The organism is Candidatus Nitrotoga sp. M5 (assembly GCF_927904885.1).
Classification (GTDB): domain Bacteria; phylum Pseudomonadota; class Gammaproteobacteria; order Burkholderiales; family Gallionellaceae; genus Nitrotoga.
Genome location: NZ_CAKMNW010000067.1, coordinates 104,009 through 121,211, shown reverse-complemented (window position 1 = coordinate 121,211; position 17,203 = coordinate 104,009). Strand labels below are relative to the sequence as shown.

Sequence of the window (17,203 nt, the reverse complement as noted above, 5' to 3'; positions counted from 1 at the left end):
TAAATTTATAAAACGGGACAGTTTACTCTGAACCCATAAGGATACCATCTTGGAACTATCGAAACGCGTACAAGCGATCAAACCCTCCCCCACCCTGGCCGTCACCGCTCGAGCTTCCAAATTGAAAGCGGAAGGGAAGGACATTATCGGATTAGGAGCAGGCGAACCTGATTTCGACACACCGATGCATATTAAGGATGCGGCAATAGTCGCGATCAACCAGGGTTTCACAAAATACACCGCAGTGGGAGGCACGCCTTCTTTGAAGCAGGCTATCGTTGCCAAGTTCAAACGTGACAATGGTCTGGATTACACAGCGAAACAGATCCTGGTTTCATGCGGAGGCAAGCAAAGTTTTTTCAACTTGGCGCTTGCCTTAATCAATCCAGGCGATGAGGTAATTATAACGGCGCCTTACTGGGTGTCCTATCCGGATATCGTGCTCATCGCAGAAGGCATACCGGTAATCGTGCAGGCAGGCATCGAGCAAGACTTCAAAATGAGCGCTGCTCAATTAGCTGCAGCAATCACAGCTAAAACTAAAATTGTGGTGATTAATAGCCCGAGCAACCCCTCTGGAGCAGTTTACAGTTCGGAAGAATTACAAGCATTGGGGAAGGTGTTGCGCAAACATCCTCAGGTACTGATAGCCACCGATGATATGTATGAACACATTGCGTTGGCTGACGAAAAATTCGTCAATATTCTGAATGCCTGCCCCGATCTTTATTCACGCACCATGGTCTTGAATGGCGTTTCAAAGTCTTATTCAATGACAGGCTGGCGAATTGGTTATGCCGCTGGGCCAGAGCACATCATCACCGCAATGGAAAATGTGCAATCACAAAGCACTTCAAATCCCACTTCGATTTCGCAAGTGGCTGCGGAAGCAGCCTTGAACGGGGATCAAAACTGCATTGCGCCGATGCTAAAAGCCTTCCGTGAGCGACATTTATTCGTAGTGGACGCACTGAACAAAATTCCCGGTGTTATATGCAAAATGAGCGGGGGGGCATTCTATGCTTTTCCCGATGTGCGTCAGGTAATTACGACTTTGCACCAGAAGAACATCATTAAAGCAGCAACTGACGTAGCATTGTCCGAATACCTGCTGGAGCAGGCTGGCGTAGCTATAGTGCCTGGCTCGGCTTTCGGTAGTGAAGGCTATATTCGATTATCTTTCGCCACATCAATGGAAAATTTAAGAAATGCGATTAGCCGCATCTCCAAGGCTTTTTCATAATTCCATTTTTGTTTCTTTTGTTTCATTTCTCGAAGCACTGACAATTAATGCCTTGTGCTCCATACTGGTTCAGGAAGTGTACCGGATAATACTAACGGCACGCTTCCCAAATCAGCTCCTATTTTTAAAACGACATTTAACCTTCCTGATAACTGCTTGTCCGCAGCAACATCGACGTAGCCATTTGCGCTCATTACACCAGCTGAAATTTTGATCTGGCGCAAATGCTGTTTATTGTTATCTACCTGTAGCACACCACTCAATTCGTCAAAATGCGTGCGACCGCTAGACGCGCCCTTACTGTTAGGCATGCGTACGGTCTCTACTAAATCAATTTTATTTATAAGCCCATTCTTTACCAAGTACTCGCCATCCAAATGCGGTTTTTTAGCCAAATGAGGGAAACTCTCCCCTCGCATAATAAAATTAGCGTCACCATTCATTACACCAGTAACCTCTAATTGCGGCAACATATGGTGCAATTCCATTGCCTTTGCATTAACACGTCCCTGCATTTTCCAGCCCTTCAACCAAGTCATTTGCGCACTACCTGTTAGTAGGCCGCCATACAATCGACCGTCGATTTCATGGCAAATAATTTCTCCTGTGCCGAGCTCACATTTTATGGTTAGCTCGTTGAAAAAAATATTCGGCAACAGCGGCACATAACCTTCCTTAATAGCCAATACGATCTGCCAGCTAGATTCCTGCGGCTGTAACTCCATGCTGAGCTTGCCATCCTCGCTCATTAATACCGCCTTGACAAAACGTCTCTGCCCATCAAGATTCACCACACCATTTACTGGCGGCAGACTAAGTTCATCGTCGCTGACATGAGCACGCTGCAATACAATGCGTGCTACTGGATAATAAGTGTCCGCACCTGCGGCTTGTAGCCACTGCAGCGCCTTATCAAAACTCACAGCTCTAATTATTAGATCGTTAATTTCCAGACTGTGAATCGCTTTAATCTCGCTTAATAATACTGAAAAATCAAAATTCAGAACAACACTGCTCGCTTTTAATTCCTGGCTACCGCCTATGGATACATCCTCTAGCTCCAGTTTCGGTTGGGGAAGTATCCTCACGCGCAAATGGCCAACACGTACCGGTTGTTGCAGTTGGGCTGAAAGTTTCTGCTCAATTAGCGTGATATATCCCTGCATCGGCCAAACATAAGGCACAAAAACTGCTGCTAAACATAGAAGAACGAACAAGCCGCCCGTCATCTTGGCCCATGGCCATGCCTCACGACGCGTTACGGCGACACTCTGGACAAGCTTCACTTCCGGAATTCTAGTGGCCTGAGCCTTAACTGACGCTTCCATTTTGACCTTGGCTACGACCGGCGTCACCTCTTGATCAGCTCTAATTGTTGCCGCGCCTTGCTCAACTTTAGTACGTGCCGCAGATTCGGCGCGTACTTCCGCTTCTGTTTTTTCTTTGGCTAATGCGGCTAAATGTTCCGCCTTAACTCGTATGGCTTCCTGCTTTCTTTTAAGGTGCGCTGTCTCGACTTCAGCACTGGCCTTGATTTTCGCTTCTACTTGTAATTTGGCTTGCACAGCCTCCAGCTCTAATCTGATTTTTAACGCTTCCTGCTCTGCCTTTAGGTGGGAGGCATCAGCATGTGTTTTGGCTTCTGTTTCCATTCTTGCTCTTGCTTGCGCCACTTCAAATTCTATTCCAATTCTTTTAACTTCTTGTTCAACCTTAAGGCGCGCAGCTTCAGCATTTTCCTGTGCAGCCTCTATTTCAGTTCTACTTATTGCCTCCCTCTGCTCCGTATCGTCCTCTTCAATTGCCAAAGCTCTCCTAACTGATACAAGCAAATTACTGGCAGGTTCCTGCCGGTCATCCAAATCTTCAAACGTGGGAATTTGTACAATCTTATTTTCAACCGGCATACGAGGATACGCACATTTAACAACGTTACATACCTTATCTTTATTTTGAATGAAGCCGCCATCTAACAACTCCTGTAGCATATCGCTCAGCGATTCACGTAAACTGGGCGCAGCCCGTTGCATCAACTCCTTCACCGAAGACTTATTGTCGATTAAATCTAAGGCACGCTTAATATCAATGGATAAATAATTAGTTATCCTTTTGCTTTCGTTTTCACCTTTAGTGGTTTTAATAAATTGAATTTTTACATCCATATTGAGCTGTAGACCTGTATTATCTAAATTTCGTTACTTAATTTCCCAACAACTAACCACATAGAAGCATCTATCTATTGACTAGAAAGCTTACAGTCAGTAACATAGAGGGCTTATCAATTCCCTGATAGCTCAGTTGGTAGAGCGACGGACTGTTAATCCGCAGGTCCCTGGTTCGAGTCCAGGTCGGGGAGCCAAATTTAAAGCCTTGCAGTGATGCAGGGCTTTTTTTTTCTGAACCAATGGCCTGTGAGAGGGCTGCTTAGGATTGCTCAGTCACTATTCAATAACGATTGAATAGTGGGCATCTCTAAAAAAATTAGAGTCACAATACAGCGCTACTCATAATATTTTATTCGCGTCTTGTCTTAACATTGCAACGGAGTAAGCAGGCAAGCTAAGAAGTGCCTGCTCGCAAAATTGAATTTTTAGCGGCGTACTATTATTATCATAATAGCTGGCGAGCCATTAGATTGCCTTCACTTTCAGTATCGGCACTTTTGGCTTTTAGTTGAGGATGGGAGGTTAGAATTTTAAAATTTTAACTTTCAGTGGTGTTATCATTTTTTCATTCCAGCCTGCTTCCAGTGTCTTGAGCATGACGGCCTGTATTGGAAACGTAATAATTACTCCTTCGGCTGTAATTATTACCATGATATTTTTAGCGTTTCTTCTCGCATGCGTAAATTTCGTAATTGCTTTCAAAATATTTCTAAATCGTGTCCTTACCACTTTTTATTTTTCTGGGTGACAGCTCGACAACACCTCAGATCTGCACGCTTTCTACAGACAAATAAACTGGTAGCTTCTTCCAGTTCCTAAGTAAAGATGGCTAACGTTTTTTATAATGTCAACATTCATACTATGTCAAAGGCGTGGTACAACAGATTAGTGGTCTTAATCAAGTACACCTCATGGATAACATTCAGAACCAATTTAACCAATTTTAAAATAACATGTTAAAAAATTTGTAGCGTACATTTTTCGCATAGTTGCCGCAGGCTAAATTTACTAATCTTATTGATATACGGGTTAGAATCGACTGATTGATATCAATTCTCCAGCTAGCACCTTAAACCGAGACAATGTATATAGAAACCAATCATGCAAACCACCTGGCGCCCCATCCTAATTAAAGAAACTCGAAAGCCTTACTTCAAAAAATTGCAACATTTCGTCTCGGAGCAGCGACAACAGGTCAAGGTATTCCCACCTGATGCGGAAGTATTTGCGGCACTGCACCTAACACCTATCGAGCAGGTGAAAGTGCTGATACTGGGACAAGACCCGTATCACGATGACGGTCAGGCACATGGTCTGTGCTTTTCGGTGAGACCGGGAATTGCTATCCCACCCTCGTTGCTGAACATCTTTAAAGAATTACGCAGCGACCTCGGCTGCAAAATTCCAAACAACGGATATCTCAAGCACTGGGCGGAGCAGGGAGTGCTGTTGCTTAACTCAGTGCTGACAGTACAAGCGCATCAGGCCAATTCGCATCAAGGCAAGGGTTGGGAGACGTTCACCGATGCGGTGATTGCGGCGGTGAACGCCCAGTCCGATCTGGTGATGTTCGTATTGTGGGGAGCTAACGCACGAAAAAAAATGGCGTTGATCGATACCGGTCGTCATCTTGTGATCGAGTCACCTCATCCTTCGCCGCTGTCGGCACATCGTGGCTTCTTTGGCAGTCGCCCTTTTTCGCGAATCAATGCGGCACTACGCGACGCGGGAAAAACAGAGATAGACTGGCAAATACCTGATCTATAAAAAATGGCTACCTAGATATTACGGCAAACCATTTTCTTAATTGATTAAGTGAAATTTTCTCTATAAAAATGCGCATAACCTTTGGACCATAAGTTGCCACTCTGTAATATGCAAAGCATCAAGCATGACATTCAGATAGGCGCTTTCTCGTAAGCAGGACTGGACCCAATCGTGTAAAAACTGAATACTTGGTCTCGTAAATCACACGGATCCGAATATTCAGTAGAGTTTTTTATACCGGACACTTTTAATTTTTAGCGACGTCACGCTTCGCTTTCTTCACTTGATGCTTAAAGCCGCCATCTCATAAATTAATATTGAGCGTGAGCGAAATTATCAAAACGGGTAAATTCACCACGGAATGTCAGTTCAACCTTGCCAATCGGGCCATTCCGCTGCTTGCCTATGATAATTTCCGCCTTGCCCTTGTCAGGTGAGTCTGGGTTGTATACTTCATCACGATAAATAAACAGGATTAAATCAGCATCCTGTTCGATGGCGCCGGATTCGCGTAGATCAGACATCATCGGACGTTTGTTAGGCCGTTGTTCCAAGCTACGATTAAGTTGCGACAACGCCATCACGGGCACTTGTAACTCTTTCGCCAGCCCTTTCAGTGAACGTGAAATTTCGGAAATTTCTGTAGCTCGATTTTCACTTGTCTTGCTTGAGGGTGAGGACATTAACTGCAAATAATCGATGATAATCAAGCCTAGGCCATTATTTTGGCGATGCAATCTACGTGCGCGTGAACGTAATTCAAGGGAATTTAGTGCTGCGGTTTCATCGATATAAATAGCCGCATCATTCAACCGTCCCAGCGCATGGGTAAGCCGTGGCCAGTCATCTTCCTGTAAACGCCCCGTGCGTAAATCATGCTGATTGAGCTTACCTACCGAACCTATCATACGCATAGCCAATTGAATGCCACCCATTTCCATACTGAAAATTGCCACTGGTTTACAACTTTCCAGTGCTACATTCTCAGCAATATTTATGGCAAATGCAGTTTTACCCATGCTAGGGCGTCCGGCAACAATGATTAACTCACCTGGCTGAAGGCCAGAAGTCATACTATCCAAATCAGTAAATCCGCTAGCAATGCCGGTCACATCACTGGAGTTATCACGCCCGTAAAGTGTTTCAATACGCTCCACCACCTTTGTAAGTAGTGGTGGAAGAGGGCTAAAACCCTGACGGCCGCGTTCACCAGCCTCAGCAATTTCAAACACACGGCTTTCCGCTTCATCCAACAACTGATTTGCATCGCGGCCCGCCGGGCTATAAGCGCTAGTAGCAATGTCACTGCCAACTTCAGCCAGTTTCCGCATGACAGCACGTTCACGCACAATTTCAGCATAGCGTCGGATATTAGCTGCGGACGGCACATTTTGTGCTAAAGAACCGAGATAAGCCAGACCACCAGCTTTGTCGAGCTCAGAATTGCTTTCCAGCGATTCTGCAACGGTGATAACATCCACCGGTTTGGCATGCTCAATCAAGCGCGCTACATGCCGGTAAATTAGACGGTGCTCAAAACGATAAAAATCATGTTCGCTAATTAAGTCGGCAATTTTGTCCCACGCGGTGGAGTCCAAAAATATGCCGCCCAATACAGACTGCTCGGCTTCTACCGAATGAGGCGGGAGCTTTAATGCCTCAAGCTGAGGATCCAGGGGAGTAATGTTGGAGTTTTGCATGGTGCCGAGTGATTAGTCAAAAACTAGCAGTGACATTTTATCCTGAGAAAATTGCTGCCACAAAAAAATAAAACAGAGCTGTTGCCAGCTCTGTTTTATTTTCAACAATGGGATAAGGACTAAACCTTATGCTCGCCCAATACCGAGACTGTAATATTGGATATCACATCAGAGTGTAACGCAATACTGACTGGATAATCACCAACCAGCTTTATATGACCGGCCGGCATGCGCACTTGAGTTTTTTCCACAGTAAAACCTTGCAGTGCCAGCGCCGCTACGATGTCGGCATTGGTCACGGAACCGAACAGTTTACCGTCAACTCCAGCTTTTTGTACGATTTGTACAGTCAGTCCGTTGTATTTCTCAGCGAGTGCCTGAGCTGCTTCTACCTTGGCTTGCTCTGCGGCTTCCAATTCAAGACGACGAACTGCAAAGTCAGCCTTATTACTTTCAGTCGCACGCTTAGCCTTGCCTTGCGGAATTAGAAAGTTACGTGCATAGCCATTTTTAACATTGACTACGTCTCCCAATTGACCAAGGTTTACCAATTTTTCCATAAGTATCACTTGCATGTTTTGCTCCTTAATGCAAATCTGTGTAAGGCAGCAACGCCAAGAATCTTGCTCGCTTGATTGCAACGCCCAATTGGCGCTGGAAGCGCGATTTAGTACCGGTAATACGAGCTGGAATTACCTTGCCGTTTTCGGCAATAAATTCCTTGAGAATATTCAAATCCTTATAATCCACCTCTGCAATCTTGTCTGCGGTAAAACGGCAAAATTTGCGGCGTTTGAACAATTGTCGTGAAGAGTTACTCTTCTTATCATCTTTTTTCTTAAAAACACGAGCCATACTGTGCTCCTTATTCTAGTGTAATGTTATCAATGTGCAGCACAAGTTGTGTGATGCGTAAACTACGCTGAGCTACAAAACCTTCTGCCTTTACCCGCTGCCCAAGTTGTAAACTATTTGCTTGCTGAGCAGCTGCACCAAGAGCCAAAGCTGGGATATCGCACTTTACTTGACGAACTACCCCAGCCTCTAGTTGAGTTGAAGCATGACGAATTTTTAATGCGATTCGCGCTACCCCCGCTGGGGTGTACCGCAAACTATCTAGTTCGACAAGTTCTCCATCGACGGAGAACCGGTTACAAGCCACATTCAATCAAACTGCAGCTGGAATCACTTCAGCTGGCGCGACTGATTCAACTTGGGGAGCCTGTCCTGAGCTTGCAGCAGGGGCGGTTATCGAACGCGATTTCTCATCTCGCATCATCGCCGAAGGAATTGTTACTGCAGATTTGACTTTGATAGTCAAGTGGCGCAACACAGCATCATTAAACTTGAATGCATGTTCCATCTCGTCCAAAACCTCTTGGCTGCACTCAATATTCATCAGAACATAATGCGCTTTGTGAATTTTTTGGATCGGGTAAGCCAACTGACGGCGACCCCAATCTTCCAAGCGATGGATCAAGCCATCCTTGGCTGTCACCAGAGCGCGGTAGCGCTCAATCATAGCGGGCACCTGCTCGCTCTGATCGGGATGAACAATAAATATAATTTCGTAGTGTCGCATCGATTCTCCTTTTGGATATAAAGCCCCCCGTCATGCGTAGCGGTGGAGCAAGGGTTTGAGGGAGCGTGATTATAGCGAAAAAACGAGTCAGGTCAAGTAAAAGCCTTATTTACAATTTTGCTGCACCTGTCAAATTTTTTAAGAAGCACATTATTTTCTCATGTTGAGATGACGGAATAAATCAGTTGAATGCAATCCTATAAAATTTAACTTACTAAACCGAGTTAACCGGCGAACAAAATTAAAGCATTTTAATAATAAATTTTAGCAACGACTGCTACATCCTCGTAAAGAAACGATCATTCATTTCTTCCAACCCCAGAGTTTGAAGCAGTTCCTTCAATCGTTCAGCTGGACGGTTACTTGGTAAGTTTTTAAAGTTCGCGATGATAAGTTCATTTTTCATCGAATGCTCCCAACCCACTAGCTCGGTCACTGTCACTTGATAACCATGAGCTTCCAATTGCAAACAGCGCAATACGTTGGTAATGTGACTGCCAAATTCACGAGTATGGATGGGATGGCGCCACAGTTCTGTCATAACATTTTTCGCCAGATCATTGCCTTTATTTTTTCTTAAAATCGCCGCCACTTCAGCTTGGCAGCATGGCACCAAAACGATAAACTGGGCATTTTTATTTAACGCAAAGCGTATAGCATCGTCAGTAGCTGAATTGCACGCATGGAGCGCTGTAACTACATTTACCTTGGCGGGCAATGCCTCTGACTCGATAGATTGTTCTACCGATAGGTTGAGAAACGTCATACCTGAAAAATTTAGCCGTGTCGCCAATTCTTGAGAGTGCCTGACCAACTCATCACGTGTTTCTATGCCGTAAATACGCGATTCATCATTTAGCGTTTTAAAGAATAAGTCGTAAAGGATAAAGCCCAGATACGACTTGCCTGCCCCATGATCCACCAGTTGAATGCTGTGGTGATCTTGACTGATTTTCTGGAGTAATGGCTCGATGAATTGATAGAGGTGATAAACCTGCTTGAGCTTGCGTCTAGAATCTTGATTCATCTTCCCATCTCGAGTGAGAATATGCAGCTCTTTAAGTAGATCAATTGATTGTCCAGGTCTTATTTCATGCATACTATTCCTCAATAGATTCCCTCAAAATCAAAGTTGAGCGGATGTGCCAAATGGAGTAAAAATACCGAAAGCGATATGTAGCAAGTAGTTTCAAAAGCTGATGGTCAAGCAACTTACAGGGTCTAAGGTTGAGCTCCAAAGAATCAGTACACCCTGATCTATACACCTTTGAGCTAACAGCCTGGGTAAAATTGACGTAGTCAGGTAAGTTGCTCTAAACCGGCAAGCAACAATATTCACACCTTTTCATTATTTCAACTCATATGACCACTGACTATTCGTCTCATGTCCAGATGCTAACAATCTGCTAATTTTTTCGGGAGGCACCGGTTTGCTGAAATAATAACCTTGAATCTCATCACATCCCTGATGTTTAAGGAATGATAACTGTTCTGCAGTTTCCACTCCCTCAGCGATCACTTTCAGCTTAAGGGTACGCGCCATATTAATGATCGTACTGACAATCACAGCATCGTCTGAATCAACATCTATATCATGCACGAATGATTGATCAATCTTGAGCTTATCGATAGGGAATCGCTTGAGATAACTTAAGCTGGAATAGCCCGTGCCAAAATCATCCACTGAAAGTTTCAGTCTCATTGCCTTTAGTTCCAGTAACAGTGCAATCGATACCTCAGCATTGTGCATGACGACACCTTCTGTAATTTCCAGCTCAAGGCCAGACGGATCTAGATCGTATTCACATAAAATTGATTGAATCATTTCACCAAAATTATTTTGGCGAAACTGGACTGCCGATAAATTCACCGCCATGGTAATTTCCGGTAATCCTAACATGCGCCACTCACTGTTCTGTCGGCAAGCCTCGCGCAATACCCATTCGCCTATCGGAATAATCAAACCATTTTCTTCCGCGATGGGAATGAAAAGTCCTGGTGGAATCATTCCAGTCTCAAGATTATTCCATCGCAGTAATGCTTCTACACCAATGATGTGACCACTGCGCAAGTCCACTTGAGGCTGGTAATGTAAACAGAATTCCTGACGTTCTAATGCATGACGCAGTTTCCGCTCGATCGACATACGTTCAAGCGCAAGCTGATTCATTTCATTAGTAAAAAACTGATAATTGTTGCGTCCATTTTTTTTAGCATGATACATTGCAGCATCTGCATACTTAATCAAGCTATTCTCATCGTATCCATCTTCGGGAAATATGCTGATGCCAATGCTAGTAGTTATTTTGATTTCATTGCCATCTATCAAGCACAGATCAGAGATAACATTTATCAGTTTGGCCGCAATCACAGCAGCTGCATCCACAGCTTTTAAATCCGGCAGTATGATAACGAACTCGTCCCCACCCCGCCTACTTACTGTATCGCTAGCACGGAACACACTGCTAATTCGTCGGCTAATCTCCTGCAATAGCTTATCGCCAACAAAGTGGCCGAGCATGTCGTTAACCACTTTAAAATGATCCAGATCAAGACACATGACTGCCACTTTGTGATTTTCGCGGCCAGCCTGATATATAGCCTGAACTAAACGATCTTGTAATAGCAGACCATTGGGCAGATTGGTGAGGGGATCATGCCGCACAACATAAGCAACGCGCTCTTCTGCCGCCTTACGTTCGCTGATATCAGAAAAAACGCCGATATAGTAGCTGGCCTCGCCGAGTTCGTTCTTTATTGTGCTGATACTCAAACATTCGGCATAACTTTCATTGTTTTTTCGTCGGCCGACAACTTCACCCTGCCAACGACCGATTTCATCAATTCTGCGCCATGTGTCATGGCTGAACACGTTGTCAATCCAGCCAAGATTTAAAAGGTTCAGGTTTTTACCTATCAAATCAGTAGCACTGTAACCGGTAATAGTAGAAAAAGCCGAGTTAATAAACAACATGGTTTTATCGGCATCTAAGACGATTATGCCTTCATTAACACTATCGAATATATGTGCGAACAACCTGAGCTGTCTCTCTTTTTTACGCACACCATTGCTCTCTTGTCCCGAAATTGAACGAATTATTTTGTTGTTCTTGGTATATGGATAGTTTTTTTGATCAGAGCTAGGTAAGTCCTGCATTAATATCACTCATATCTTAGTTAATTATCAAGTACCGTTTGCTTTAAACACATTTACAAATTAATCTTGATTTTTATGTACCATTTTGGCAATGACTAGATAGATGCCATGTGACTCAAAGCCCGCTGCAGGTATGGTAGTTATAGATATTTGAATAAAAGAGCCAAAGCTGTCTCCAGCCCTGCTGGTTAAGGCGAAGCAAGTTTGCTTGACCAACCTGCTAATACGCCCAATAAAACTCTCCGCATATCAATTTTGCCCCGAGTATTCAAAAACAAATGGCTCCAGAGGCTGACGCTCGCATGCATCACGCATTAAAGCGGCGGTTTCGCTCAAGGCAAGCTCTTTCAAACGGCAGCGCATGTGCCAGACTCCGTCTCCGGATTCAGAAACGCCGCATGAATGGTTGGCCATACTTATTTCTGCGTTCTTAGCCTTCGTAGGGGTACCAACGTAATTTAATGCCGCTATCGGCAGCTCTGGAAAGAGGCGTCTAGCCTCACGCACCCATTCCAGCAAACGCACTTGCTGCGAGCAATCGCAAACATTACCATCTACCAACACCATGTCGTACTGTTTCAAATCTGGCTCAGGCATATCTTCCCATGCTTGCTGGATTAACCTATGCTTGGAATTTTCGAGCAACTGATTCAAGATGCGGCGGGTGCCTGATACTTCACCGAGTAACAGAATATTCATGCAGCTAACCTATATTTATGCTCAGGCAGCGTACCGAACAATGCAAATTCGGTTATTTCGTCGATTTCTAACGTACAGGCAACGGTTAAAATTCTACCTATTTTTATGGGAGCACCTAATCTAGTCATACTAATTCCCAGCTTGAGAAACATACGCTCTACGGCAACACTAGTAACTGAAACATACCGCTCTATTCCATTTTTTTGGGCGAATCTCACAGCTGCCTGAATCATCTGGATGGGAGTATTACTGAGTCCATAGCCACTTCTATCCAGCTTGCTACTTAACATTGCAAATCGGCTTAATTCCCACACCGCATCTTGTTGAGGTGCCGGCTGTCCATGTAACAACTCAGAAAAGGTATCTCTTAACATATTTGGACCGGTAGTAGGCAGTAGCCGCCAACAACCCTGTACCTCGTTCCCTTCGTTTTTTACTAGCACATAAACAGGATTTGCTTCGTCAAACTCATCGTGCTCCATGCCGTTATCACTGTTAACATCCCATCCCAGTCGGTCATGAAAGACTTCATGCCTAAGGCGGTACATTCCCAGCGCCGTTTGATTATCCAGGGCCCCATCTCCATGTTGCGCAAGCATTATTTGTCTCATTTATCTTTCCCCTGTCGTTAGTGGATGACAGAGTTAATGAGACTACGTATCTCAATGGCTAGCTAGCTGTAAGATATTACAGGGTAAAATCTTGATCAATGACTGCCAACCTCAGCTAGACCAGATTCTAAAGTTAAGCGATGAGTTTTGCTTCGAGGTAGAAAGGGAGAAATTACGCCATATAAGGCATCTCGCAGGGCGAAAAATTTGCAAGACTCATAAAACTGGCAAAATTCTGTTGAGTTTGAATATAGCAGCGATCAAGCACCGCTCGGATTGGCAGTCAACCAAAATTCAGGGAGCTATAAGTCCCATCGAAATAGCACGGGCAATCGCATGTTGACGGTTGGATGCTCCCATTTTGTTGCCTGCATTTTGTAGATGAAAGGTCACGGTACGTTCCGTAACTTTAAGTATGTCAGCTATTTCTCCTCCAGTTTTTCCTTCCGCCGCCCACAGAAGACACTCTTTTTCTCGAAATGTAAGCTCCATTTTTGTCAACAAAAGCGGGGGTTTACTCAGGACAATCCGTTGAGTCGCCTCATGTAAATAACATGCCAATAATTGAGACTTCCCTATGATAGAAACGATCTCCTGTTCAGCTTTACAGGAATCTTGAGAAGTAGCAAGACTCAACATTGCAGCATCACCATGACCACCGTGGACAGGAAAACTTGCGCCACGCTGCAAACCAAACTCTCTTGACTCGTTTCTCATTTTAGTTGCATCGTCGCCCTTAAACACCTGATTGTTCCAAATAACGGGAATAGCCTGTTTCTTAGTTATGCAATGAGCATATGTAGGGTCTATTTTTTGATAATTATGTTCAATGTAGCGAGCGCGCCATTCCTTAGGGTATCCATTTAGAATGAATTGATAAGGCCGAGTAATTGAAGTATTTACCTGCACCCCGTAAATAAAATGGTCAAAACCTAGTTGGCCAGCGATGTTAGTGGTCGTAGTATGCAACGCTTCTACTGTGCCACAACTGAGCAATGGTTCAAATAAATCTAGATCAGACATGGCTTTTCCCCTCATAAAACCACCGGTACAGCACGTTATGCTTTAAAGATTAGTCATTAGTAAACCACACCCTAAAATTACTGCCCCCGTATACTTTGGATAAAGCGCTACTAAGCAAACGGTAACTCTGCGGTGCCTGGGCCAATAGTAGCGATTTCATGCACGGCTCTCATAAATCCTGCTTGCTCCCGCAATTGCACCAACGAATCGGAATGGTAGTGGCCCCGCATATGAACGAGGCGCGCTTTGCTGGTCGCTGGCATGTCCCACTTTAGCTCAGCCAGCAATTCATCTGCCAAGGACGGCTGGTTACATACCAACACCATGTCACAACCGGCCTGCAACGCTGCTTCTGCACGTTGCAGGATACCGCCCGCTACCGTTGCACCTTGCATGCTCAGATCGTCGCTAAATATACATCCGCTGAAACCCAACTCGCCTCGCAGAATATCTTTTAACCATATTTTTGAAAAGCCTGCTGGATATTTGTCTACCTTGGGGTAAATCACGTGCGCGGGCATGACCGCAGTCAGGCCATAATTCACCATTTGACGAAATGGAATCAGATCGCACAACTCGATGTCGGTATAGCTGCGTTCATCTATCGAAATATCCAGGTGTGAATCAGCTTGTACATAGCCGTGCCCAGGAAAATGCTTGCCCACTGTTTGCATGCCACCCTGCCTGAGTCCTAGCAACAGGCTATGTGCCAATTCGGCTATGGCCTGTGGATCAGAATGAAAGGCGCGGTCACCAATCACTTTGCTGATACCAAAATCTATATCTAACACTGGGGTAAAGCTGAAATCCACGCCGCAAGCACGCAATTCTGCTGCCAGAACGTAACCTACCTGCTGCGCCAGATGCTTTGCGCGGCGCGGATGCTCATCCCAAATACTGCCTAGTTCGCGCATCGCAGGGATGCGCGTAAACCCGTCGACAAACCGTTGTACTCGCCCACCTTCTTGATCCACAGCGATCAATAACGGCGGAGTACGTAGGGCATGAATGCTGGCCGTTAGCTCATTAAGCTGGCATAAAGATTTGTAATTACGCGCAAACAGAATTACACCACCTACTTGTGGATGACGTAAACGTGCTTCATCGTCCGCAGTTAGAGTAACACCTGCGATATCCAGCATGCATGGGCCAATTCCCATTCAATTTCTCCCAATAATATTGTAAGTATGAATTTTTTTCGAAAGTGGAGTCCGGTAGGTTTAAGCCAATGCATTTGGAATAGCTTGGCCTTTTCCTTGGTTGAAATATCGAAGCAGAAAAATTCGCTCGTTACTGCGTGCGACTCTCGGCATACTTGCCTTGAGAATTTAATTCTTAATCATTTTTTTCCAAAATCACGAATGCCACTGCAATATCTTGGTCATCACTAATACTTAGATGATGGTGAGTCAAGCCTAGCTGCATTAGGTGCGTAGCCAATTCCGCATCAAATTCAAAAATTGGTTTGCCAAAAGCATCGTGTATCACGCTAATTTTTTGCAAACTCACGGGATATCTCAAGCCACTGCCTGTCGCCTTAGCTAGTGCTTCCTTGGCGGCAAAACGTTTCATTAGCAGACGCACAGGGTGAGCATGAGTACGATACTCCGTTAATTCCTGCTGGCTCAACACACGCTGTGCAAAGCGCTCGCCGAATTTGGCATATACTGCCGCAATACGTGCATAAGCAACTATGTCAGTGCCGATACCTAAAATCACGGTAACTTAGCTTCCATGCTTTATGGATGAGTGCCTATTAGCAGCGCTTTCATTTTTTTCACAGCTTGCTCCAGACCGATGAATAGTGCCTCGGCAATTATGGCATGACCGATATTGAGTTCACAGATATTAGGGATAGCGACGATAGGTTGTACGTTATGATAGTTTAGGCCATGCCCGGCATTAACTTGTAAACCAAGTGCATGAGCATGTATCACTGTGCGCTGAATGCGCGCTAATTCTTGTGTCTGATGCGACACGTTGACAGCATCCGCATACTTTCCCGTGTGAATCTCTACAACCGGAGCACCTGCAGACCGTGCCGCATCCATTTGCTTTTCATCCGCGTCCACAAATAAGGACACACGTATGCCCGCCTCCGCACAAAGCATACAAGCACGCTTTACACTATCAAAATGCCCCACCACATCCAATCCTCCCTCAGTCGTCAATTCTTCGCGCCGTTCCGGCACGAAGCAAACGTCGTGCGGCTTAATACGCAAAGCAATGGCCAACATTTCGTCGGTTATGGCGCTTTCAAGGTTCATACGCGTTTGCAGCATATCGCGCAAAATTTCCACGTCCCGATCTTGGATGTGGCGGCGATCTTCTCGTAAATGCAGTGTAATTACGTCGGCGCCTGCTGCCTCTCCAATTAACGCGGCTTGAATAACATTAGGATAACGCGTGCCCCGAACTTGGCGCAACGTGGCAACGTGGTCGATGTTGAGTCCAAGGTTGATCATATTTTTTGTAAATCTCTTATCAATTCGCGTGTATACAATGTTTTGCCCGCAAGATGATGATTCAATATCATACGCATCAATTGCTTGCTCTGCTGAGCGCTTACTGCATCGCGGTAATCATCTGCGGCCATATCTTGCAAAGTTTTGCCCAACATTAACAAGCCTTCTGATACATCTGATATGTCTGAATCAGTAGACGTAGCACGAACCGCACCACGTTCGAGCACATAACGGTAGGGTGCAAATGAATTTATCGGCTCACCACTGTCCGCTTCTTGTACCAATAACATTGCATAACCCAACTCTTGCAGCAAATGTTTTTCAAAACAACGCAAAATAGCCGCATAGTCCGCTTCATTTGCTAGCCGTTGCAGAGTATGCTGATAATAGTCAAACAATTGCTCATGCGGATCATCACGAACCATCAGGTTGAGCAGCAATTCATTCAAATAGAAACCGCACAGCAAAGCTGTTCCCTGTAATTGCGGCTGTCCACCCTGCCACTCGGCACGGTGCAAAGTACGCAACTCATGCTTTCCGAACCAGCTTAACAATAATGGCTGAAAACCCATCAACAATCCGCGCAACGCCGATCTCGGACGCCGCGCACCGCGCGCCACCAGTGCCACGCGACCATGTTGCCGGCTTAACACTTCCAATATTAGGCTGGTTTCACGATAGGGGTAGCTGTGCAGGACGAAAGCGGGCTCGTCTTCCAATCTTTGTTTGTGCGGCTGCAATTTACTCCTCCCTACCTCTCCTTATCACAGAAGAGAAAAACGCGAAGGCAG

Annotated in this window: 17 protein-coding genes and 1 tRNA gene; 3 read left to right on the top strand and 15 right to left on the bottom strand. The window is 45.0% G+C overall.

The genetic code is table 11. The features are described from left to right. The first annotated feature begins 49 nt into the window (after nucleotides 1-49). Nucleotides 50-1,243, top strand: a complete 1,194-nt coding sequence (locus MJ770_RS12815; protein WP_239255039.1) for a pyridoxal phosphate-dependent aminotransferase — start codon at nucleotides 50-52, stop codon at nucleotides 1,241-1,243. A gap of 44 nt (nucleotides 1,244-1,287) precedes the next feature. On the opposite strand, the gene MJ770_RS12810 is transcribed toward MJ770_RS12815, so the two are convergent. After that, nucleotides 1,288-3,405, bottom strand: a complete 2,118-nt coding sequence (locus MJ770_RS12810; RefSeq protein ID WP_239255038.1) for a hypothetical protein — start codon at nucleotides 3,403-3,405, stop codon at nucleotides 1,288-1,290. A gap of 121 nt (nucleotides 3,406-3,526) precedes the next feature. Between MJ770_RS12810 and MJ770_RS12805 the strand changes: the two genes are divergently transcribed. After that, nucleotides 3,527-3,602, top strand: a tRNA-Asn gene (locus tag MJ770_RS12805). A gap of 907 nt (nucleotides 3,603-4,509) precedes the next feature. Next, nucleotides 4,510-5,175 (top strand): uracil-DNA glycosylase, encoded by a 666-nt coding sequence (ung, locus tag MJ770_RS12800; protein WP_239255037.1) that lies wholly within the window; start codon nucleotides 4,510-4,512, stop codon nucleotides 5,173-5,175. A 311-nt stretch (nucleotides 5,176-5,486) separates the two neighbouring features. Here ung and dnaB read toward each other — a convergent pair whose 3' ends face one another. The 14 genes from dnaB to recO form a co-directional block, all read right to left on the bottom strand. Further along, nucleotides 5,487-6,875: a replicative DNA helicase gene (gene dnaB, locus MJ770_RS12795; RefSeq protein ID WP_239255036.1), complete on the bottom strand. Its 1,389-nt coding sequence runs from the start codon at nucleotides 6,873-6,875 to the stop codon at nucleotides 5,487-5,489. Between the two features lie 119 nt (nucleotides 6,876-6,994). After that, entirely contained in the window at nucleotides 6,995-7,450 is a 456-nt protein-coding gene (rplI, locus tag MJ770_RS12790) for a 50S ribosomal protein L9 (protein WP_239255035.1), read from the bottom strand. Nucleotides 7,451-7,460: 10 nt separating this feature from the next. Beyond that, complete coding sequence (gene rpsR, locus MJ770_RS12785) at nucleotides 7,461-7,730, bottom strand: 30S ribosomal protein S18 (protein WP_239235505.1); 270 nt, start codon at nucleotides 7,728-7,730, stop codon at nucleotides 7,461-7,463. A gap of 10 nt (nucleotides 7,731-7,740) precedes the next feature. Beyond that, the gene (priB, locus tag MJ770_RS12780; RefSeq protein WP_239255097.1) at nucleotides 7,741-8,037 is read right to left on the bottom strand and encodes a primosomal replication protein N; all 297 of its coding nucleotides are present in this window, start codon (nucleotides 8,035-8,037) and stop codon (nucleotides 7,741-7,743) included. Nucleotides 8,038-8,043: 6 nt separating this feature from the next. After that, nucleotides 8,044-8,457: a 30S ribosomal protein S6 gene (gene rpsF / locus MJ770_RS12775; RefSeq protein ID WP_239255034.1), complete on the bottom strand. Its 414-nt coding sequence runs from the start codon at nucleotides 8,455-8,457 to the stop codon at nucleotides 8,044-8,046. Between the two features lie 277 nt (nucleotides 8,458-8,734). After that, on the bottom strand, nucleotides 8,735-9,556 hold the full coding sequence (locus MJ770_RS12770) for a class I SAM-dependent methyltransferase (RefSeq protein WP_239255032.1): 822 nt from the start codon (nucleotides 9,554-9,556) through the stop codon (nucleotides 8,735-8,737). Nucleotides 9,557-9,805: 249 nt separating this feature from the next. Next, the gene (locus tag MJ770_RS12765) at nucleotides 9,806-11,614 is read right to left on the bottom strand and encodes a putative bifunctional diguanylate cyclase/phosphodiesterase (RefSeq protein WP_239255030.1); all 1,809 of its coding nucleotides are present in this window, start codon (nucleotides 11,612-11,614) and stop codon (nucleotides 9,806-9,808) included. A 249-nt stretch (nucleotides 11,615-11,863) separates the two neighbouring features. Beyond that, nucleotides 11,864-12,313, bottom strand: coding sequence for a hypothetical protein (locus tag MJ770_RS12760; RefSeq protein WP_239255028.1), 450 nt, complete (start codon nucleotides 12,311-12,313; stop codon nucleotides 11,864-11,866). Further along, the gene (locus MJ770_RS12755) at nucleotides 12,310-12,924 is read right to left on the bottom strand and encodes an acyl-homoserine-lactone synthase (protein WP_239255026.1); all 615 of its coding nucleotides are present in this window, start codon (nucleotides 12,922-12,924) and stop codon (nucleotides 12,310-12,312) included. Before MJ770_RS12755 ends, MJ770_RS12760 begins: the two co-directional genes overlap by 4 nt. 294 nt (nucleotides 12,925-13,218) lie before the next feature. Further along, entirely contained in the window at nucleotides 13,219-13,947 is a 729-nt protein-coding gene (locus MJ770_RS12750; RefSeq protein ID WP_239255024.1) for a helix-turn-helix transcriptional regulator, read from the bottom strand. Between the two features lie 110 nt (nucleotides 13,948-14,057). Beyond that, nucleotides 14,058-15,107 carry a beta-N-acetylhexosaminidase gene (gene nagZ / locus MJ770_RS12745; protein ID WP_239255022.1) on the bottom strand — a complete coding sequence of 350 codons (1,050 nt, stop codon included), beginning with the start codon at nucleotides 15,105-15,107 and terminating at the stop codon, nucleotides 14,058-14,060. A gap of 175 nt (nucleotides 15,108-15,282) precedes the next feature. After that, the gene (acpS, locus tag MJ770_RS12740) at nucleotides 15,283-15,666 is read right to left on the bottom strand and encodes a holo-ACP synthase (RefSeq protein WP_239255020.1); all 384 of its coding nucleotides are present in this window, start codon (nucleotides 15,664-15,666) and stop codon (nucleotides 15,283-15,285) included. Between the two features lie 20 nt (nucleotides 15,667-15,686). Next, entirely contained in the window at nucleotides 15,687-16,412 is a 726-nt protein-coding gene (gene pdxJ, locus MJ770_RS12735; protein WP_239255018.1) for a pyridoxine 5'-phosphate synthase, read from the bottom strand. Next, nucleotides 16,409-17,152 (bottom strand): DNA repair protein RecO, encoded by a 744-nt coding sequence (recO, locus tag MJ770_RS12730; protein ID WP_239255016.1) that lies wholly within the window; start codon nucleotides 17,150-17,152, stop codon nucleotides 16,409-16,411. Before recO ends, pdxJ begins: the two co-directional genes overlap by 4 nt. Nucleotides 17,153-17,203 lie beyond the last annotated feature (51 nt).